At 69.8% G+C, this 17,977-nt stretch carries 16 protein-coding genes; 7 read left to right on the top strand and 9 right to left on the bottom strand.

The genetic code is table 11. The features are described 5' to 3' along the window. Positions 1-204: 204 nt before the first annotated feature. From ACP699_RS12700 to ACP699_RS12720, 5 genes are all read right to left on the bottom strand, one after another. Positions 205-1,140, bottom strand: coding sequence for a sensor histidine kinase (locus ACP699_RS12700; RefSeq protein ID WP_426171594.1), 936 nt, complete (start codon positions 1,138-1,140; stop codon positions 205-207). Beyond that, positions 1,137-1,862 (bottom strand): response regulator transcription factor, encoded by a 726-nt coding sequence (locus ACP699_RS12705; RefSeq protein ID WP_055869194.1) that lies wholly within the window; start codon positions 1,860-1,862, stop codon positions 1,137-1,139. The genes ACP699_RS12700 and ACP699_RS12705 overlap by 4 nt, the downstream gene beginning before the upstream one ends. Next, a complete protein-coding gene (locus tag ACP699_RS12710) occupies positions 1,862-2,395 on the bottom strand; it encodes a hypothetical protein (protein ID WP_426171596.1) in 534 nt (177 codons plus the stop codon). Before ACP699_RS12710 ends, ACP699_RS12705 begins: the two co-directional genes overlap by 1 nt. A gap of 18 nt (positions 2,396-2,413) precedes the next feature. Then, entirely contained in the window at positions 2,414-3,622 is a 1,209-nt protein-coding gene (locus ACP699_RS12715) for an OmpA family protein (RefSeq protein ID WP_055876175.1), read from the bottom strand. 68 nt (positions 3,623-3,690) lie between these two features. Further along, positions 3,691-4,473 carry an IclR family transcriptional regulator gene (locus ACP699_RS12720; RefSeq protein WP_055869197.1) on the bottom strand — a complete coding sequence of 261 codons (783 nt, stop codon included), beginning with the start codon at positions 4,471-4,473 and terminating at the stop codon, positions 3,691-3,693. A 58-nt stretch (positions 4,474-4,531) separates the two neighbouring features. Here ACP699_RS12720 and hutH point away from each other — a divergent pair, with 58 nt between their 5' ends. From hutH to hutI, 3 genes are read left to right on the top strand one after another with little or no spacing between them, the layout of a single operon-like run. Continuing rightward, positions 4,532-6,073, top strand: a complete 1,542-nt coding sequence (gene hutH, locus ACP699_RS12725) for a histidine ammonia-lyase (protein WP_055876177.1) — start codon at positions 4,532-4,534, stop codon at positions 6,071-6,073. Continuing rightward, positions 6,066-7,730: a urocanate hydratase gene (hutU, locus tag ACP699_RS12730; RefSeq protein ID WP_426171599.1), complete on the top strand. Its 1,665-nt coding sequence runs from the start codon at positions 6,066-6,068 to the stop codon at positions 7,728-7,730. Before hutH ends, hutU begins: the two co-directional genes overlap by 8 nt. A 12-nt stretch (positions 7,731-7,742) precedes the next feature. Next, complete coding sequence (gene hutI / locus ACP699_RS12735; protein ID WP_426171601.1) at positions 7,743-8,906, top strand: imidazolonepropionase; 1,164 nt, start codon at positions 7,743-7,745, stop codon at positions 8,904-8,906. Between the two features lie 31 nt (positions 8,907-8,937). On the opposite strand, the gene ACP699_RS12740 is transcribed toward hutI, so the two are convergent. Genes ACP699_RS12740 through ACP699_RS12755 form a run of 4 tightly spaced genes read right to left on the bottom strand, consistent with a single transcriptional unit; the run spans position 8,938 to position 13,989 of the window. Continuing rightward, positions 8,938-10,803: a glycogen debranching N-terminal domain-containing protein gene (locus ACP699_RS12740; protein ID WP_426171603.1), complete on the bottom strand. Its 1,866-nt coding sequence runs from the start codon at positions 10,801-10,803 to the stop codon at positions 8,938-8,940. Beyond that, the gene (locus ACP699_RS12745) at positions 10,800-11,642 is read right to left on the bottom strand and encodes a carbohydrate ABC transporter permease (protein WP_017831150.1); all 843 of its coding nucleotides are present in this window, start codon (positions 11,640-11,642) and stop codon (positions 10,800-10,802) included. Before ACP699_RS12745 ends, ACP699_RS12740 begins: the two co-directional genes overlap by 4 nt. After that, on the bottom strand, positions 11,639-12,736 hold the full coding sequence (locus ACP699_RS12750; RefSeq protein ID WP_426171606.1) for a carbohydrate ABC transporter permease: 1,098 nt from the start codon (positions 12,734-12,736) through the stop codon (positions 11,639-11,641). Before ACP699_RS12750 ends, ACP699_RS12745 begins: the two co-directional genes overlap by 4 nt. 2 nt (positions 12,737-12,738) lie before the next feature. Beyond that, positions 12,739-13,989, bottom strand: a complete 1,251-nt coding sequence (locus ACP699_RS12755) for a sugar ABC transporter substrate-binding protein (RefSeq protein ID WP_127481576.1) — start codon at positions 13,987-13,989, stop codon at positions 12,739-12,741. Between the two features lie 151 nt (positions 13,990-14,140). On the opposite strand from ACP699_RS12755, the gene ACP699_RS12760 reads away from it, so the two are divergent. From ACP699_RS12760 to panB, 4 genes are all read left to right on the top strand, one after another. Then, positions 14,141-15,145 carry a LacI family DNA-binding transcriptional regulator gene (locus ACP699_RS12760; protein ID WP_151486709.1) on the top strand — a complete coding sequence of 335 codons (1,005 nt, stop codon included), beginning with the start codon at positions 14,141-14,143 and terminating at the stop codon, positions 15,143-15,145. Positions 15,146-15,321: 176 nt separating this feature from the next. Beyond that, positions 15,322-16,083, top strand: coding sequence for a DUF2520 domain-containing protein (locus tag ACP699_RS12765; protein ID WP_426171609.1), 762 nt, complete (start codon positions 15,322-15,324; stop codon positions 16,081-16,083). Beyond that, positions 16,080-16,964, top strand: a complete 885-nt coding sequence (panC, locus tag ACP699_RS12770; protein WP_426171611.1) for a pantoate--beta-alanine ligase — start codon at positions 16,080-16,082, stop codon at positions 16,962-16,964. Before ACP699_RS12765 ends, panC begins: the two co-directional genes overlap by 4 nt. Beyond that, positions 16,961-17,830, top strand: coding sequence for a 3-methyl-2-oxobutanoate hydroxymethyltransferase (panB, locus tag ACP699_RS12775; RefSeq protein WP_426171613.1), 870 nt, complete (start codon positions 16,961-16,963; stop codon positions 17,828-17,830). The genes panC and panB overlap by 4 nt, the downstream gene beginning before the upstream one ends. Positions 17,831-17,977 lie beyond the last annotated feature (147 nt).

Consider the following 17,977-nt stretch of genomic DNA (forward strand, 5'->3'; position numbering starts at 1 on the left):
CTAAGCCTCACAGCGCCGATGGTACTGCAGGGGGGACCCTGTGGGAGAGTAGGACACCGCCGGACTCCTTTTAGTCAAAATGGCCACCCATCGTTGGGTGGCCATTTTGCGTTTACACGCGAGTGCGTACGAAGCAGAAGCAAGAGCCATCCCGCAAGGGGTGGCTCTTCTTCGTTAACGTCGCACGTCGAGGGAGCGTTCAGCTCAACGGCGGATCGGAAGACGCAGCGTGAGAACGGTGCCGGCGCCCTCGGCGGAGCGGATCGACACATCCCCACCGTGATGCCGCATCACCGTGGCGACGAGCGTGAGCCCGATGCCTGAGCCCGTGACGTCTCGCGCGTTCTGAGCCCGCGCGAGCTCATCGAAGACCGTCGGCAGGTCTCCCGCAGGGATTCCCCGACCGGCATCCGCGACGTCGATGACAGCCCAGCCGTCTTGTTCACGCAGCCGCACCTCGATCGGACCCTGCGCCGAGTACTTGGCAGCGTTCGACAGCACGTTGTCGATCGCAAGCGACAGCAGGTCGAGGTCTGCATGCAGCGGTGGTACGGGCCACGGCACCCGGGTGACCGTCAACGACATCCGTGCGCCTGCCGCAGGGTTCTGGGTAGCCAACGCCGCCACCGCCTCGCTGAGGACCTGCTCGAGATCGACCATCTCGAGCTCCAAGGGGCGCGTCTCCAGCTCCGCCAGTTTGCGCAGGTCCCGAACCAGAGCGCTCAGCTTCGTCGCCTGTGTGTCCACCACCCGCCACTCGTCGAGTGAGGATCCATCCTGTGCCGCAGCTGCGGCCGCCGTCGCCCGAATAGCCGTCAACGGGTTCTTCAGCTCATGATCGAGCCGCGCAAGGAACCGTTGGTGATTCGCGTGCTCGGTCTGTGCCGCCTGTGCGGCGGCATCGGCCACGGCCTTCTGCATCCTGGTGCGCTCACGACGCCGCGTGCGATGAATGACGAGCATGATCGCCGGAACGGCGGAGACGAGGGCACCCGCGAGCACCACGGCACCGGGCAGCGCGAGGTCGATCGCGAGAAGGCGCTGGTCGCCGGCTGCAGTCATCACCCCCGCGGCGAGAGCGCACACCCCGATCGGCACGGCCGACGCCACCCCGAGTGCCACGCCCCTGCGGTCGGTCATGCGCCCACCACCCGCGGAACGAACAGGTAGCCCATGCTCTGCGCGGTCTCGATGAGGCGCGCTTCTCCTGCGGAGTCGCCGAGCACCCGGCGCAGCTCGGCGATGCGGTGGTCGACGGCACGGCTCGATGAGGCGAAGTCGAAGCCCCACAGCGCTGACAGGAGCCGCTCTCGCGTGTGCACCTCCTGCGGATGCAGCATCAAGTACTCGAGCAGGGTGAGGGCTTTCGGGGTGAGGGTGAGTTCGGTGTCGCCCCGCCACACGCGACGCGCGGTGCGATCCAGCGTGATGTCCAGTGCCTGCAGCCGTTGCGAGCCCCGGAGGGCACCGGCGCCCTGCGAGCTTCGACGCAGCACGGCGCGGATGCGCGAGATCAGCTCGTGCGGATCGAAGGGCTTGTTCAGATAGTCGTCGGCGCCCTCGTCGAGGGCCGCGCTGCGCTCCCACGACTCGCCGACCTGGGTGAGCAGGATGATCGGGAGCCAGAGCTGCCGGCCCCGGATGCGACGGACGAACTCGCGCCCGTCGACATGGGGCATGATCACGTCGCACACCACCAGGTCGGGCACCTCGCGCTCCACCTCGGCCAGACCCGCGCGCCCGTCTTCGGCAATGCGCACGTCGAAGCCGCTCCTCCCCAGGAACGCGGCCAGCGCCCCGGTGATCGCCTCGTCGTCGTCGACGAGCAGGATCCGGGGGCGCTCGGTCTGTTCGGTGATCATCAGCCCCGCCCGAGGGAGTTCGCGCTGCCGTCGTCTTCCAGCGTCGGTGTCGGCCCCGTCCAGTACACCTCGTTGGCGCTCCCCGACACGGTCGCCGTGCCTATCGTCCCGGCATAGACGACGGTGCCGGAGCCGCGGAGCAGGAGCTCATCGACGTCGTCGGCGATCACGACGCCCGCATCGATGTCGATCACCAGACTCGCGCACGACCCCTCGACGCGGACCACGGCGCCGTCGTGGTCCAGTGGCCCGCTCGGGCAGGTCATCGTGATCGTGGCCGCAGCGATCAGCCGCTCGCGTTCGGCCGCGTTCGGTGCGGAGAGCGCTGGTGGTGCCGCCTCTGTCCCCTCGTCCGGTGACGAGGTCGCGCGCGGCGTGGTCTCGTCCTGCGGGGCGGGGACGGCCTCCTGTGGTGCAGGCGAGCGGGCATCGTCTGCGGAGGGATCGATGATGCGGACCGTGCATCCGGTGAGCAGCAGCGCCGCGATCACCACAGGAGTGATCGCGGCGATGTGCCGGCGTGCAGCGCGCATGGCATCCATCTTCTCGTGTCAGAAGGTCGCCGGGATGAAGATCTCGACGCGTCGGTTGAGCTGGCGCCCCGCGGGGTTGTCGACGCCGTCGATCTCGTTCGCGGCGACAGGCCGGGACTCCCCGAAGCCCTCGGCGGTGAGTGCCGTGCCGACCCCGCGGTCCTGGAGGCCATCGACCACCGCATCCGCGCGGTCCTCCGACAGTGTCTGGTTCTCGGCATCCGATCCGATGGCGTCCGTGTGGCCCGACACCGAGGCCTGCGCGACCTCGAGCGCGGTGAGCGCGTCGGCCACGGCATCCAGCGTGGCGGCCGCATCGGCGCGGATGTCGCTCTTGTCGAAGTCGAACAGCACCCCGTCCTCGAATGTGAGGGTCGTGCCGCAGGACTCCAACGGGGCGAGCGTGCCCAGCGGCGGGAACACCCCGAGCGTGGGGACGACCGGCAACGGCTCGGCCTTCACCCGCTCGCCGTTCACCTGTGCCGTGCCGTCGCCGAAGTTCTGGATGGTGATGTCGCGGCTGGTGTAGTTGCCCGATCCGTCGCCGAAGTTCTGGATGGTCACGGCCCCGGCCTCGTAGTTGCCGGAGCCGTCGCCGAAGTTCTGGATGCTCACGTCGCCGTCGGTGTAGTTGCCGGAACCGTCGCCGAAGATCTGCACCGTCTTGGTCGCATCGGTGTAGTTGCCGGAGCCGTCGCCGAAGTTCTGGATCGTGACCGCGCCATCGGTGTAGTTGCCCGATCCGTCACCGAAGTTCTGGATCGTGACGCCGTTGATCGTGGAGGTGCCCGATCCGTCGCCGAAGTTCTGCACGGTTCCGTCCGGCCCCGTGAAGGTGCCGGATCCGTCGCCGTACAGCAGCGCGGTGCCGTTGCCGGAGATCACATTCCCGGTCGCATCGCAGTGCGCCGGTGTCGCCGTGACCCCGGGGATGTCGGCGAGCGCATCGTTGACCTCGATCGCGAAGGCGGATGCCGACGAGTCCAGCAGCGAGAGGTCGGGTAGGACGAACAGCGGCACGGGCGGGAACTGGCCCACGTCGTATCCGGGAACCGTGGCGACGGCGGAAGTCGGGGCATCGGGCGACGTCGGGGCGCCGCTCGGCTTCGGGGCGCCCGGCGGCGTCGCGGCACACCCGGTGACGACGAGGGAGGCCAGGAGTCCGAGTGCGACGCCCTGGCGGCGACGGCGGGAGGCAGACGAGGCGATGCGTGCGGCGGTGGTCATGGATCGAGCGTATCCAGCCGGTGTGGCGATACTGTCGCGGAGTTGTCGCAAGCCTGCGACACGTCCGTTCACCGCTTGACCCGCGACTCCAGAACCCCCGCGGTGTCGATGACGGCATCCGCGAGCGTCCGCTCATCGAGTCCTTCGCCGCCCCACGTGACAGCCACTGCGGCGACCGGCCAGCCGGTGTGGTCGCGCACGACGGCTCCGACCGATCGGAGCCCGTCTGCCACCTCGCTGTCCTCGACCGCATAGCCGCGCGCCCGCACTTCCCGCAGGAGTTCGCGCAGCTCTGCGGGGCGACGCGGCCCCAGCCCTGTGCGGTCGGGGAACGCCGACGCGCTCGGATACAGCGCGCGCACCTGTTCGCGGGGCAGGGCGGCCAGCATCGCCCGCCCGCTCGCGGTGAGGTGCGCAGGAAGGCGTACGCCGACATCCGTCACGAGGGCGGGGCGGCGGGGTGCGCGCTCCTCGACGATGTAGAGCACGTCGCCACCGCTCATCACGGCGAGGTGGGCGCTCTCGCCCAGGCGGTCGGACAGCGCGGCGATCAGCGGTCGGCCGAGTCGGGCGAGCGGCTGCTGGCGGGTGTAGCCGCCGGCCAGCTCGAACGCCGAGGTGCCCAGACCCCATCTCTGCTCCTCACGGAGATGAAGCACGAAGCCGTGCGCGGCCAACGTGGTGAGCAGGTGATAGACCGTGGAGCGCGGCAGGTCGAGCTCGCGCGCGATCGCAGATGCCGCCACAGGAGCCGGGCGTCCTGCGAGGTAGCTGAGGATGCGGAGGGTGTTCTCGGCCGCCGGGACCTGCGGCTCGGCTGCGCGGGAGGCCGCACTCCTGTCTGGGATCACAGACAAAGCATCGCACGAACGGGTATCCCCGTCGACACCGCGGGTGTGGAATCAGAACATGACCGAACTTGCCCCCGTGCTGGTCGGAGCGGCTCCGCTGTCTCCCGCCGATGTCGTCGCTGTCGTCCGCCACGACGCTCCCGTCCAGATCGACGCGGAGGCGCTCGCACGCGTCGCCGACACCCGCCGCGTGATCGACGGCCTCGCGGCTGATCCGAACCCGCACTACGGCGTCTCCACCGGCTTCGGGGCCCTCGCGACCACGTTCATCGCTCCCGACCGCCGCCTGCAGCTGCAGGCCAGCCTGATCCGCTCGCACGCCGCCGGCACGGGCACCGAGGTCGAGCGCGAGGTCGTCCGCGGTCTTCAGCTCCTGCGCCTGCAGACGCTCGCCTCCGGGCGCACGGGTGTCCGCCCGGTCGTCGTCGAGACCTACGCGGCCCTGCTCAACTCCGACATCACGCCCGTGGTGCGCGAGTACGGCTCGCTCGGCTGCTCGGGCGACCTCGCGCCTCTCGCCCACATCGCCCTGGCCACGATGGGCGAAGGCGACGTGCGCGATGCCTCCGGCGCCCTGGTTCCCGCATCCGACGCCCTCGCCGCCGCGGGCATCGAGCCGCTCACCCTCGTCGAGAAGGAGGGGCTGGCACTCATCAACGGCACCGACGGCATGCTCGGCATGCTGGTGCTCGCACTCCACGACCTGGAGACCCTTCTGCTCACCGCCGACATCGCCGCGGCGATGTCGGTCGAATCGCAGCTCGGCACCGACGCCGTGTTCGCCGCCGACCTGATGGCGCTGCGCGCCCAGACGGGACAGTCCGCGTCGGCGGCGAACCTGCGCGCGTTCCTCGGCGACTCCCCCATGGTCGCGAGCCACAAGGGACCGGACGACGGCCGCGTGCAGGATGCCTACTCGCTGCGCTGCTCGCCCCAGGTGCACGGCGCCGCGCGCGACACCCTCGCCCATGCGACGCTGATCGCCGGGCGCGAGCTCGCCAGCGTGATCGACAACCCCGTCATCACCCTCGACGGCCGCATCGAGTCCAACGGCAACTTCCACGGCGCTCCCGTCGCGGCCGTCCTCGACTTCCTCGCGATCTCGGTCGCCGACGTCGCCTCGGTCTCCGAGCGTCGTACGGACCGCGCGCTGGATCCGGCCCGCAGCCACGGTCTCCCGCCGTTCCTCGCCGATGAGGTCGGCGTCGACTCCGGTCTCATGATCGCGCAGTACGCGGCCGCCGGAATCGTCTCCGAGCTCAAGCGCCTCGCGGTGCCGGCATCCGTCGACTCGATCCCGTCGTCCGCCATGCAGGAAGACCACGTGTCGATGGGGTGGGCCGCCGCGCGCAAGCTGCGACGCGCGATCGACGGACTCGGACGCGTGCTCGCGATCGAGATCCTCACCGGTGCGCGCGCCCTCGACCTGCGCGCCCCGCTTCAGGCCGGACCCGCGACCGGTGCCGTGCGCGACCTGGTGCGCACCGTCGCCGCCGGTCCCGGCCCCGACCGCTTCCTCTCGCCCGAGATGGAAGCCGTCACCGCACTCGTCCAGTCGGGCGCCGTCGCCCGCATCGCAAAGGAGCACACCCATGGCTGAGTCCCCCGTATCCGGGCCCCGCGTCGTCCGCGCCGCCCGCGGCAACCAGCGCACCGCGAAGAGCTGGGGCGCCGAAGCCGCCAAGCGCATGCTGATGAACAACCTCGATCCCGAGGTCGCCGAGCACCCCGAAGACCTGGTCGTCTACGGCGGCACCGGCAAGGCCGCGCGCAGCTGGGAGGCGTACGACGCGATCGTGCGCACTCTCGACGAGCTCGAACCGGATGAGACCCTGCTGGTGCAGTCGGGCAAGCCGGTCGGCGTCTTCCGCACCCACGAGTGGGCGCCGCGTGTGCTGATCGCCAACTCCAACCTGGTGGGGGACTGGGCGAACTGGCCCGAGTTCCGCAAGCTCGAAGAGCTCGGCCTCATCATGTACGGGCAGATGACCGCCGGATCCTGGATCTACATCGGCACGCAGGGAATCCTGCAGGGCACGTACGAGACGTTCGCGGCCGTCGCCCGCTCGCTCGGCCGCGACTCGCTCCGCGGCACCCTCACCCTCACCGGTGGAGCCGGTGGCATGGGCGGCGCTCAGCCGCTCGCCGTGACTCTGAACGACGGAGCGGTGCTGATCGTCGATGTGGATGAGTCGCGTCTCGCCCGTCGCGTGGAGCACGGCTACCTCGACGAGTACACGACCGACCTCGATGCGGCCGTCGCCCGGGTCGTCGCCGCCAAGGAGGCGGGCGAAGCCCTCTCGGTCGGCGTGGTCGGCAACGCGGCCGAGGTCTTCCCCGAGCTGCGGCGCCGCGGCGTGCCGATCGACATCGTGACCGATCAGACCAGCGCCCACGACCCGCTCGCCTACCTGCCGCTCGGCATCACGGTCGCGGACTGGAAGGCCGAGGCCGCGCGCGACCCGGAGGAGTTCACGCGCCGCTCGCGCGAATCGATGGCCGCGCACGTCGCGGCGATGGTGGCCTTCCAGGATGCGGGGGCCGCGGTGTTCGACTACGGCAACTCGATCAGGGCCGAAGCGCAGCTGGGCGGGTTCGACCGGGCGTTCGAGTTCCCCGGGTTCGTGCCGGCGTACATCCGCCCGCAGTTCGAGGAAGGACGCGGGCCGTTCCGCTGGGCTGCCCTCTCCGGCGACCCGGAAGACATCTACAAGACCGACCGGGCCATCGCCGAGCTCTTCCCCGAGGATGCCGCCCTGCACCGCTGGCTCGAGAAGGCCGGGGCGAAGGTGCACTTCGAGGGTCTGCCCGCCCGCATCTGCTGGCTCGGCTACAAGGAGCGCCACCTCGCCGGGCTCAAGTTCAACGAGATGGTCGCCTCGGGCGAGCTGTCGGCCCCGATCGTGATCGGTCGCGACCACCTCGACGCAGGCTCCGTGGCATCGCCGTACCGCGAGACCGAGGCCATGAAGGACGGCTCCGACGCGATCGCCGACTGGCCCCTGCTGAACGCCCTGCTCAACACGGCATCCGGCGCCTCCTGGGTGTCGCTGCACCATGGCGGCGGCGTCGGCATCGGTCGCTCCATCCACGCCGGTCAGGTCACGGTCGCCGACGGCAGCGCCCTCGCGGCAGAGAAGCTCGAACGCGTGCTGACGAACGATCCGGGCACCGGAGTGATGCGGCACGTCGACGCCGGATACGAGCACGCCCGTGAGGTGGCGCGCGAGCGCGGCCTCAACGTGCCGATGCTCTGAGAGGGTGAGGGCATGTCGACGCTCATCACGAACATCGCGGAACTGACCACCAACGTCTCCACCGGCGGCGACCGCACGGGGACCGTTCTCGATGCCGCGGTGCTGATCGAGGGCGAGCGGATCGCCTGGGTGGGCGCCGCCGCGGACGCACCTGAGGCCGATGAGGTCGTCGACGCCGGTGGGCGTGCGGTGATCCCCGGGTTCGTCGACAGTCACAGCCACCTGGTCTTCGCGGGCGACCGCGCGGCTGAGTTCGAGGCCCGCATGGCAGGGCAGAAGTACGCCGCCGGCGGCATCCGCTCGACCGTCGCCGCGACCCGGGCCGCCACTGATGACGAGCTGCGCGCACGCCTTCGCGGCTTCCTCGACGAGATGCTCGCACAGGGCACGACGACCGTCGAGATCAAGAGCGGCTACGGGCTGAGCGTCGCCGACGAGGAGCGCCTCGTGCGCCTGGCCGCAGAGGTGACACCCGAGGTGACCTTCCTCGGAGCACACGTCGTGCCTGCCGAGTATGCCGACCGGCCGGACGAGTACGTCGATCTGGTCACCGGACCCATGCTCGATGCCTGCGCACCGCACGCGAAGTGGGTCGACGTGTTCTGCGAGACCGGCGCCTTCACGGTGGCGCAGTCACGCCGGGTTCTGGAAGCCGGGATCACGCGCGGCCTCGTGCCTCGGGTGCATGCGAGCCAGCTCGGTCCGGGGGAGGGTGTGCGTCTGGCGGTCGAGCTCGGTGCGGCATCCATCGACCACGGCACCTATCTGACGGATGCCGACGTCGACGCGCTCGCCGGCTCCGACACCGTGCTCACGCTGCTGGCGGGCGTGGAGTTCTCGACGCGGCAGCCGTATCCTGACGCCCGCCGCCTGATCGACGCGGGAGTGACCGTGGCCCTGGCCTGCGACACGAACCCGGGGTCGAGCTTCACCTCGTCGATGCCGTTCTGCATCGCCGTGGCCGTGCGCGACATGGGGATGACTCCGGCCGAGGCGGTCTGGGCGGCGACCGCCGGGGGCGCGAAGGCGCTCCGACGCGACGACGTGGGCGTGATCACCCCTGGCGCCAGAGCCGACCTCGTGCTGCTCGACGCGCCGACCCGCATCCACCTCGCCTATCGACCCGGCGTTCCGCTCGTGCGGGCAGTCTGGAAGGACGGGCGAGCGATCGGCTGAGGCTACGGGGCGCTCAGCCGATCGCTCCGGATCACCCGAGCGCCTGCGTGACGACGACGGCTGCGGCGGCCGACCACGCCTGCGGACGGCAGGCCGCGGGGTAGGGCAGGGGCGCGCCACCGGGCACCAGGGCATCGCCGGAATGCAGCTCGGGCACGCGGTAGTCGAAGCCTTCTGCGAGGTCGAGCAACTGCCCCGCGATCATCCTCGCCTCGGTGTCGAGTCCGGCTCGCATCATGCCGTGCACGGCGATGGCGGTGTCATGCGCCCACACGCTGCCGCCGTGATAGCTCAGCGGCCAATAGCCGGCGGCTCCGGTCGACATGGTGCGGATGCCGTAGCCGCTGGACATGCTCGGTGCCGTCAGCAGCGCAGCGCACGCCTGCTCCTCTTCGGGATCGAGGATGCCGGTGCCGATGAGGTGGCCGATGTTGCTCGTGAGCGTGTCGACCGGGGCGCCGTGCGCGTCGAGGGCGATCGCCGGGTAGCGGCCCTCGGGCGTGGTCACCCAGTACGCGGCGCGGAAGCGTTCGCGGAGATCTGCGGCCCAGACCCGGAGCTCGGCAGCACCGGGTTCGCCGAAGGTGTCGAGCAGGTCTGCGCCGCGGATCGCCGCCTCATACGCATAGCCCTGCACCTCGCTCAGGGCGATCGGCCCCTCGGCCAGGTGGCCGTCGCGCCACTGGATCGAGTCGCCGGAGTCCTTCCACCCCTGGTTCGCGAGCCCGTGGCCCGACTCGTCCGCGTAGTCGATGAATCCGCTGCCGGAGGCGTCGCCGTGCACCGTCATCCAGGTCAATGCCGCACGCAGCGCGGGAAGCAGTGCCCGCACCTCGCGCTCGGACATCCCCCCGGCGTGGGCGTCGGCGAGCAGGCAGATCCAGAGCGGGGTCGCATCCACTGTGCCGTAGTACAGCGGGGGGAGGTGCACGTCCTCTTGGGGAAGCGACAGGACACCGCTGCGCAGCTCATGGGCGATCTTGCCCGGCGCCTCGGCGGCCGATGCGTCGTGTGCGGTGCCCTGGAGCCGGGCCAGCACCCGCAGCGTCGAGGCCGCGATGTCGGGGTCGACGGTGAGGGCGAGCCGCGCGGCCCAGAGCGAATCCCGCCCGAAGAGGGTGAAGAACCACGGCGCACCGGCGGCATAGAACGCGTCATCCGGATGTGCGGGAAGAGCGAGGCGCAGGGCGGAGAGGTCGGCGATCGCCTGCTCCATCCAGCGCGCGGCACGTGAGTCGGCGGGGGCCTCGGGTCTCGGGGCACGCGATGGCCGCGCGGCCGTGACCACGAGGCTCGGGTCATCGAGGTCTGCCGACCAGTCCACGGCGACGGATCCCCGCGGGGGCACCACCACGTCCCACCGCAGCACCAGGGCGTCCGCGTCGTGCGTTACGGTGGCCGCGGGGGCGGCGAGCGTGAAGGATGCCTCTCCCGCGCGGCAGACGGATCCGTCCCAGCTCCACGTCGCATCGGCGCCGAGTCCGGCCTTGACCTGTTGCATCGGGGCGAAGTCGGGGACGACGCGCACCGTGATGGCCACCGGGATCTCGGTGAGCAGGTGGGAGGCGACCGTGACGCGCTCGGTGAACGAGCCCGCGGCGACCCGCCGGTCGCGGTCCATCCGCACCTTCGGATCGGCCGATCCGTCGTCGAGCCCTCGGAGCAGATCCGTCAGGACCGTCTGCTGCGGCACCGGCGAAGCGCAACCGATGGACTCGAGCGCGGTGCCGTCGACCTCTATCTCGATGCTCCGGATGTGTCGCACGTCGCCGTGATAGATGCCGTGGATCGGCGCGGTGCCCATGCGGCCGACGTCGTCGGACCATGCCTGGGTCGGCGCCTCGAGCATGATCATGGCGTCGTCCAGCAGCGGCTGGAGGGGCGGGGAGGGGGTCATTCCTTGACGGCTCCTTCTGTGGAGTTCATGATGCGGCGCTGGAAGACGAAGAACATCACGGCGACGGGGATCGTCATGATGAGCGCCGCCGCCAGCTTGAGCGGGTACTGGGTGCCCTGGCTGAGTCCGCCGCTGGCCAGCGACGCGACGCCCTTGGTCAGGGTGGTCAGCGCGGGGTCGTTGGTCGACACGATGAAGTGGCTGAGCTCGTTCCACGAACCCTGAAACGACAGGATGACGATCGTCACGAGGGCGGGCGTCGCCATCGGCAGGACCACGGACCAGAACAGCCGGAACGTGCCGGCGCCGTCGATCCGCGCCTGCTCCTCGACCGACTCGGGGATCGATTCGAAGAAGTTCTTCATGATGAACACCCCGGCCGCATCGACGAGCAGCGGCAGGATCATCCCGGCATAGGAGTTGAAGATGCCGAGCTGGTTGATCACGAGGAACTTGGGGATCAGCAGCACCACGGCCGGCACCGACATCACGGCGATCAGCGCCGCGAAGACGACACCGCGTCCGCGGAAGCGCAGCCGGGCGAGAGCGTACCCGGCGAGGGAGTTGAAGAACACGCGGCCGATCGTGACGAAGATCGTCACGATCGCGCTGTTGACGAACCACGACGGGAAGTCGGAGTTGCGGAACAGCCGCTCGTACGCCGCGAACGTCCAGACCTCGGGGATGAGCGTGACTCCGCTGGAGGCGGCATCCTCGTCGGTCTTGAAGCTCGTCGCCACCTGGATGAGGAACGGGTAGATGTAGATGATCGCGAGGACGATCAGCAGGGCGTAGAGCGCGATCTGCCAGGTTAACTGCTTGGGGGAGAGCCGTTTCATGACGATGCTCCCTTCGAGGAGGACTGGTAGGCGCGGATGCGACGCTTCGAGACCGGCCGATCGCGCAGCACCCACCGTTGCAGGAGCGTGAAGATCACGATGATCACGAAGAGCATGAATGCGATCGCCGCACCCTGCCCCCACTCCTGGTTCTGGAATGCGGTCTGGTACGACAGATAGGCCGGGGTGAGCGTGGTCTTGCTGGGCGCTCCTCGGGTGCCCGTGTAGATCTGGTCGAACACCTGCCAGCAGCCGATGAGACCGAGGGTGAGCACGGTGAAGAGCGTCGGACGCAGCTGAGGGAGGGTGATGCGCCAGAAGCGCTGCCAGCCGTTCGCGCCGTCCATCATGGCGGCCTCGTCGACGTCGGCGCCGAGGTTCTGGAGGCCGGCGAGGAAGATGAGCATGAACGTGCCCGAGGTCGTGAAGATCGCCATCAGGATGTAGGCGCTCATCGCGACGGAGGGGCCCGCGAGCCACTCCCACCACGACACTCCGAGCGTGCCGCCCTGCGTGAGGGCTGCGGGGCCGGCATCGACGCCGACCGTGCCGAGTGCGAGGTGGAGGATGCCGCGCGGATCGTTGAACCAGTTGGGACCGTTGATGCCGAACCACGAGAGCACGTCGTTCACGGCTCCGCTCGCGGTGAAGAGGAACATCCACAGCACGGTGATCGCGACGGAGCTGGTCACGGACGGGAAGTAGTAGGCCGTGCGGAAGAACCCGCGGCCGCGGAGAATGGCGCGGTTGACGAGGATGGCGAGGAACAGGGCGAGGGCGGTCTGCAGCGGGACGACGAGCAGGACATACCACGCGTTGTTGCGCAGAGCCGTGCCGAAGTCCTTCGTGGCGAGACCGCCGTCGGTGAGCACGGCGGCGAAGTTGTCGGCGCCGACGAACGACACCGATCCGGAGAGGGGGCTGCCGCGTCCGGCCCAGTCCGAGACGCTCACCCAGAGCGCCATCACAACGGGGATGAGGAGGAAGACGCCGAGGATCACGATCACCGGCGCCGTGAACAGCCAGCCGGCTGCCGCCTCGCCGCGGCGGAGCCCGGAGGCCCCGCCGCGACGAGGCGTTGCCTTGACCGCCATGGTTACTCGACGACCGCTTCGAGGTTCGACTGCACCCCGTCGAGGATCGTCTTCGGGTCGGTGGTCTTCAGCGACTCGAGCTGCGAGTTGAAGTCCGCGATGACGTCGGCGGTTCCGGCCTGGTTCGGCGGGAACTGCGCGTAGTCCGCGCCGGCGAGGAAGGCCTCCAGGGTCGGGTTCGCCGACGTCCAGTCTGCGGCGGCGGACTTGATCGACGGCATCGGGCCGAAGGCCTTCGAGAATGCGAGCTGGCTGTCGGCGCTCGTGAGGTACTCCACCAGGTCGAGGGCTGCCTGCTGGTTCGGGCTGTCGGCGGCCATGCCCCAGCAGTTCGTGAACTGGAGCGTGCCCTTGCCACCGGCGCCCTCGGGGAGCTCGGCGACGGTGTACTCCAGGGTGCTGTAGTCGTTCGAGAGTGCTCCGGTGATCCAGTTGCCCTCGATCACCATGGCCGCGGACTGCTTGCCGAGGGCTTCGCCGCCCCAGCCCGCCCCGACGTCCTTGGCGTACGCGAACGTGCCGTCGACGAGGTGCGATTTCACGTAGTCGAGAGCCTCGACGTTGGCGGCGTCATCCGCGATGACCGTGCCGTCGCTGACGAGACCGCCCCCTGCCTGTGCCATGAAGACGCCCACGCGCTGGTACTCGGCGCCGAAGGCGAGACCGACGTGGTCGGCGGTCGTGAGCTTCTGCGCGACGGCGGCGAGGTCGTCCCACGTCTTCGGGAGGTCGGCGTCGGTGAGGCCGGCCTCGGTCCACATCTGCGTGTTGATGATGAGGGACAGCGTCGAGAAGTCCTTGGGCGCGCAGTAGAACGTGCCGTCGACCGTGAAGTTCTCCACGAGCGAGGGGTAGAAGTCGTCCTTGTTGGTGAGCTGGTCGCCATAGGCCTTGAGCGATCCGTTGGCCGCGTAGCCGGAGGCCTGGTCGGTCGAGAGGTAGAAGAGATCGGCCGGGTCGCCGGCGGCGAAGCCCTGCGACAGCTCCTGGTCGAGGTTGCTGGCCACCTGCACCGTGACCTTCGTCCCGGAATCGGCCGACCACGCGTCGACGGCGGACTGCACGGCGGCGGTCTCGGCGTCGCCGGACGAGCCGATCAGGACCGTGAGCGCGTCGTCGGAGGAGGTGAGGCCCTCGGCGTCCGCCTTCGTGTCGTCTCCTGCGAAACCGGATCCGCAGCCGGTGAGCACGAGCGCGCCGGTGAGGAGCACCGCCCCGGTGCCGAAGACTGCGCGAGTGGTGTGCCGTGTCATGGTCTCTCTCCTTTGATGAGTCACTGCGGGCGACGGTCTCGGGAGGACCGTGCGGGATCGTGCGCAGAAATTTGAACGATCAAACTCTGCGTGGAATAGGCTAAGGGCGAGTCGCGGGAAGTGTCAACCCGTGCGCGAGCGAGGAGGTTCGATGGTGAAGGCGCCGACCGTCGAAGACGTCGCCGAGCGCGCTGGCGTCTCGCGACAGACGGTCTCGAACGTGCTCAACACCCCGGACATCGTCCGACCGGCGACCAGGGAACGCGTGATCGCGGCGATCCATGAGCTCGGCTACCGACGTCATGCGGCCGCACGGCGGCTGCGGCTGCGGCGGAGCTCCACGATCGGCATCCGCCTCGATCCGTATCTCGGCGGGATCTCCGGCGTCGTCCTCGATCGATTCGTGCATGCGATCACCGAGCGCGCGAGCGAGCGCGGCATGCGGATGCTGGTCTACGCCGCCCGTACGCGCGAAGAGGAGATCCAGCGGCTGTCGGAGCTCTGGGAGGGGTCGGAGATCGACGCCGCGATCATCACCGGCACCTCGCGCGACGACCCGCGCGTGCGCAGTCTGGATCGGGATGGCCTGCCCTTCATCTCGTTCGGCCGGCCGTGGGGCGAGGACGACATCGCCGATCCGCATCACCTCTGGGTCGACGTCGACGGCGCCGCAGGCACGCGCGCCGCGACCGAGCACGCGCTGAACCGCGGCAGCGACGTCATGTTCCTCGGATGGCCGGCGGGCTCGGGGACCGGCGACGACCGCGAGCGCGGCTGGCGTGAGGCGATGGCTGCGGCCGGAGCGCACGGTGCGCGGCTGACGGCGGAGGAGGGTGTTCCGCTCGCGCGGGCCTGCGTGGAGGCAGCGCTCGCCGCGGGGCCGGCACCGGATGCCCTCGTGTGCGCCAGCGACTCGCTCGCCGTCGGTGCGCTGCTGGCCGTCGCCTCGGCGGGACTCTCCTTGCCCGTGACAGGCTTCGACAACACGCCGACCGCGGAGGCCCTGGGCTTCACGAGCGTCGAGCAGCGGCCGGAGGATGTGGCCACGGCGGTCCTCGAACTGCTCATGGGCCCGACGGGCGAGATCGTCGCTCCGCGCACCTTGGAGGCGGGCTCCGCCCATGCGCTGATCACGCCGGAACTGGTCGTGCGCTGAGGAGCGTCTCAAAGGAGACGGAATGCCTTCTGGTCACTCTCTGGGGCTTTTGTTGATCAACATGTGAAGCCACATGCCTTCACCAATTGTCGTTCTGCGCTCGGATTTGGAGCAGGCGCCGAGAAGGGCGGATACTTCTGGCACCCGAACCGCGTGATCCGGACCGGGGCATCCCCATGCAGACACCCTCTTCTCTCGCACCAGGAACGACCATCGCCATCGTCGGCGCCGGCCGTCTCGGACGCGTACTCGCGCGGGCGCTGCGCGCGGCGCGGTTCGACGTGTTCGGCCCTTTCGGCCGCGCGGAGCAAATCCCGGATGCGGACATCGTCGTGCTCTGCGTGCCGGATGCCGCGATTACCGAGACCGCCCTCGCGGCTCGCCCGCATGCCGGTGTGCTCGGACACGTCTCCGGTGCGACCCCTCTCGACGACGTGGATTTCAGCCTCCACCCGTTGCAGACCTTCACCGGCACGGAGTCGGCTGAGGTGTTCCACGGCATCGGCGCCGCTGTCGCCGGCCGTACGTCCGCAGCGCGCGAGGTCGCGGAACAGCTCGCCATCGCCCTCGGCGCTCGTCCGTTCCCGGTCGACGACGCTTACCGGGCGAGCTACCACGCGGCCGCGTCCTTCGCCTCGAACTTCCTCCTCGCCGTCCTCGACTCCGCGGAGAGGCTCGCCTCCGCCGCGGGTGTTCCCGGCGACGACGCGCGGGCGCTCCTGGCACCGCTCGTGCGGCGGACGGTCGAGAACTGGGAGGCGAGTGGTGCTCCTGCGGTTCTGACCGGACCCATCGCCCGGGGCGATGAGGCGACCGTCGCGCGCCAACGTGCCGCCGCGGCGGAGCTCGAGCTGTCCGACCTGTTCGACGCCCTCGCCGCCGTCACGCGCACGATCGCCGCCCGCCCCGCCCCTGCAACCGAGGAGCCCTCCACATGAGAATCCTCCGCACGATCCCCGAGGTCAGAGCCGCTATCCGCGAAGCGAGGGTCGGGGGCTCGACGATCGGTCTCGTGCCCACGATGGGCGCCTTCCACGACGGGCACCTGTCGCTGATGCGGGCCGCGCGCGCGGTATCCGACCTGGTCGTCGTCTCGCTCTTCGTCAATCCGACCCAGTTCGGCGCGAACGAAGACCTCAGCGCCTACCCGCGCGATGAGGCACGCGATGCCGCGCTCGCGGAAGCTGCAGGCGTCGACATCCTCTTCGCTCCCGCACCGTCGGAGATCTACCCCGAGGGGTTCGCGACGAACATCCACGTCGCGGGCCTCACCGACGTGCTCGACGGTGCGAGCCGTGGGGCGCACCACTTCGACGGGGTCGCCACGGTCGTCACGAAGCTGTTCGGCATCGTCCGGCCCGACACCGCCTACTTCGGGCAGAAGGACGCGCAGCAGGTGCTCGTGGTCCGCCGTGTCGTGCGGGACCTCGACCTCGACGTGCGGATCGTCGCCTGCCCGATCGTGCGGGAAGCCGACGGGCTCGCCATGAGCTCGCGCAACGTGTACCTCGACCCCGCCGCCCGTGTGCAGGCGACCGCGCTCAACCGTGCCCTCGACGCGGGCGCCGCGGTGTTCGAGGCGGGTGACGCCGCCGCCGGGAGCATCCTCTCCGCCGCGCGCGACGTGCTCGGCGACGCCGGGATCGACCCCGAATACCTCGAGCTCCGCGACGCCGAGACACTGCGCCCCCTCGCACGGGTCGACCGCGACGCCCTGCTCGCCGTCGCCGCGCACGTCGGGGCCGCACGACTGATCGACAACCACGTCCTGCGCGTGGCGGAAGCTTCGAACGACAGAGAGACGGAGGCCGGCGCATGAGCGCTCATGCCGCTCCCCGCACGCGGGTCACACTCGCCGGCCTCGCCGCGAAGAAGGCGGCCGGAGAGCCGATCGTCATGGTGACCGCGTACGACCATCCGAGCGCGCAGATCGCGGAGGCCGCGGGCGTCGATGTCGTCCTCGTGGGTGACTCGGCCGCGATGACCGTGCTCGGCTACGACAGCACGGTGCCGGTCACGATCGACGAGATGCTCATGCTGACCAAGGCTGTTCGACGCGGCCTCACGGTCCCGTTGCTCGTCGGCGACCTGCCGTTCGGCTCGTATGAAGCCTCCGACGAGGTGGCCATCGCGACCGCGCAGCGCTTCGTGAAGGAAGCCGGCTGCGACCTGGTGAAGATCGAGCGCGGCGGCACCACCGTCCACCGCGCGCGAGCGCTCGTGCAGGCGGGCATCCCCGTCGTCGGGCACGTCGGGCTCACCCCGCAGACGGCCGTCGCGCTCGGCGGCTACCGCGCGCAGGGGCGCACCGCCCAGGCCGCGCTCGCCGTGATCGACGATGCGCTGGCGTTGCAGGATGCCGGGTGCTCGATGCTCGTGGTCGAGGCGGTGCCCGCCGAGGTGACGGCCGCCCTCGTGCCGCTGCTCGACATCCCGGTGATCGGCATCGGAGCCGGCGCGGATGCCGACGGACAGGTGCTCGTGTTCCACGATCTGCTCGGACTCTACGACGGCGGAGCTGCCAAGTTCGTCAAGCGCTACGCCGACCTGCGCGCAGCGGCGATCGCGGGTGTCGAGGCGTATGCAGCCGAGGTGCGCTCCGGCGCCTACCCCGCGATCGAGCACGGGTACTCCATGCCGCGAGAAGAGGCCGCGCGCCTCGAGGAGCTGCTCGCGGGGCGTTGAGACCTTCGTGATCTTGTATTTACTTCTTCTCGCGACATCCGGGGTGCTCTCGGCAAAGTTGTTTACCTAACGTTCCTGCTTTCGCTGTTCCCTGTCTCGAACGGCTCCCTAGCGTCGATCTCAGCGCCGGTTCGGTGCGTCGTAGAT

Source organism: Microbacterium sp. DWRC1-3 (assembly GCF_049896645.1).
GTDB lineage: Bacteria > Actinomycetota > Actinomycetes > Actinomycetales > Microbacteriaceae > Microbacterium > Microbacterium maritypicum.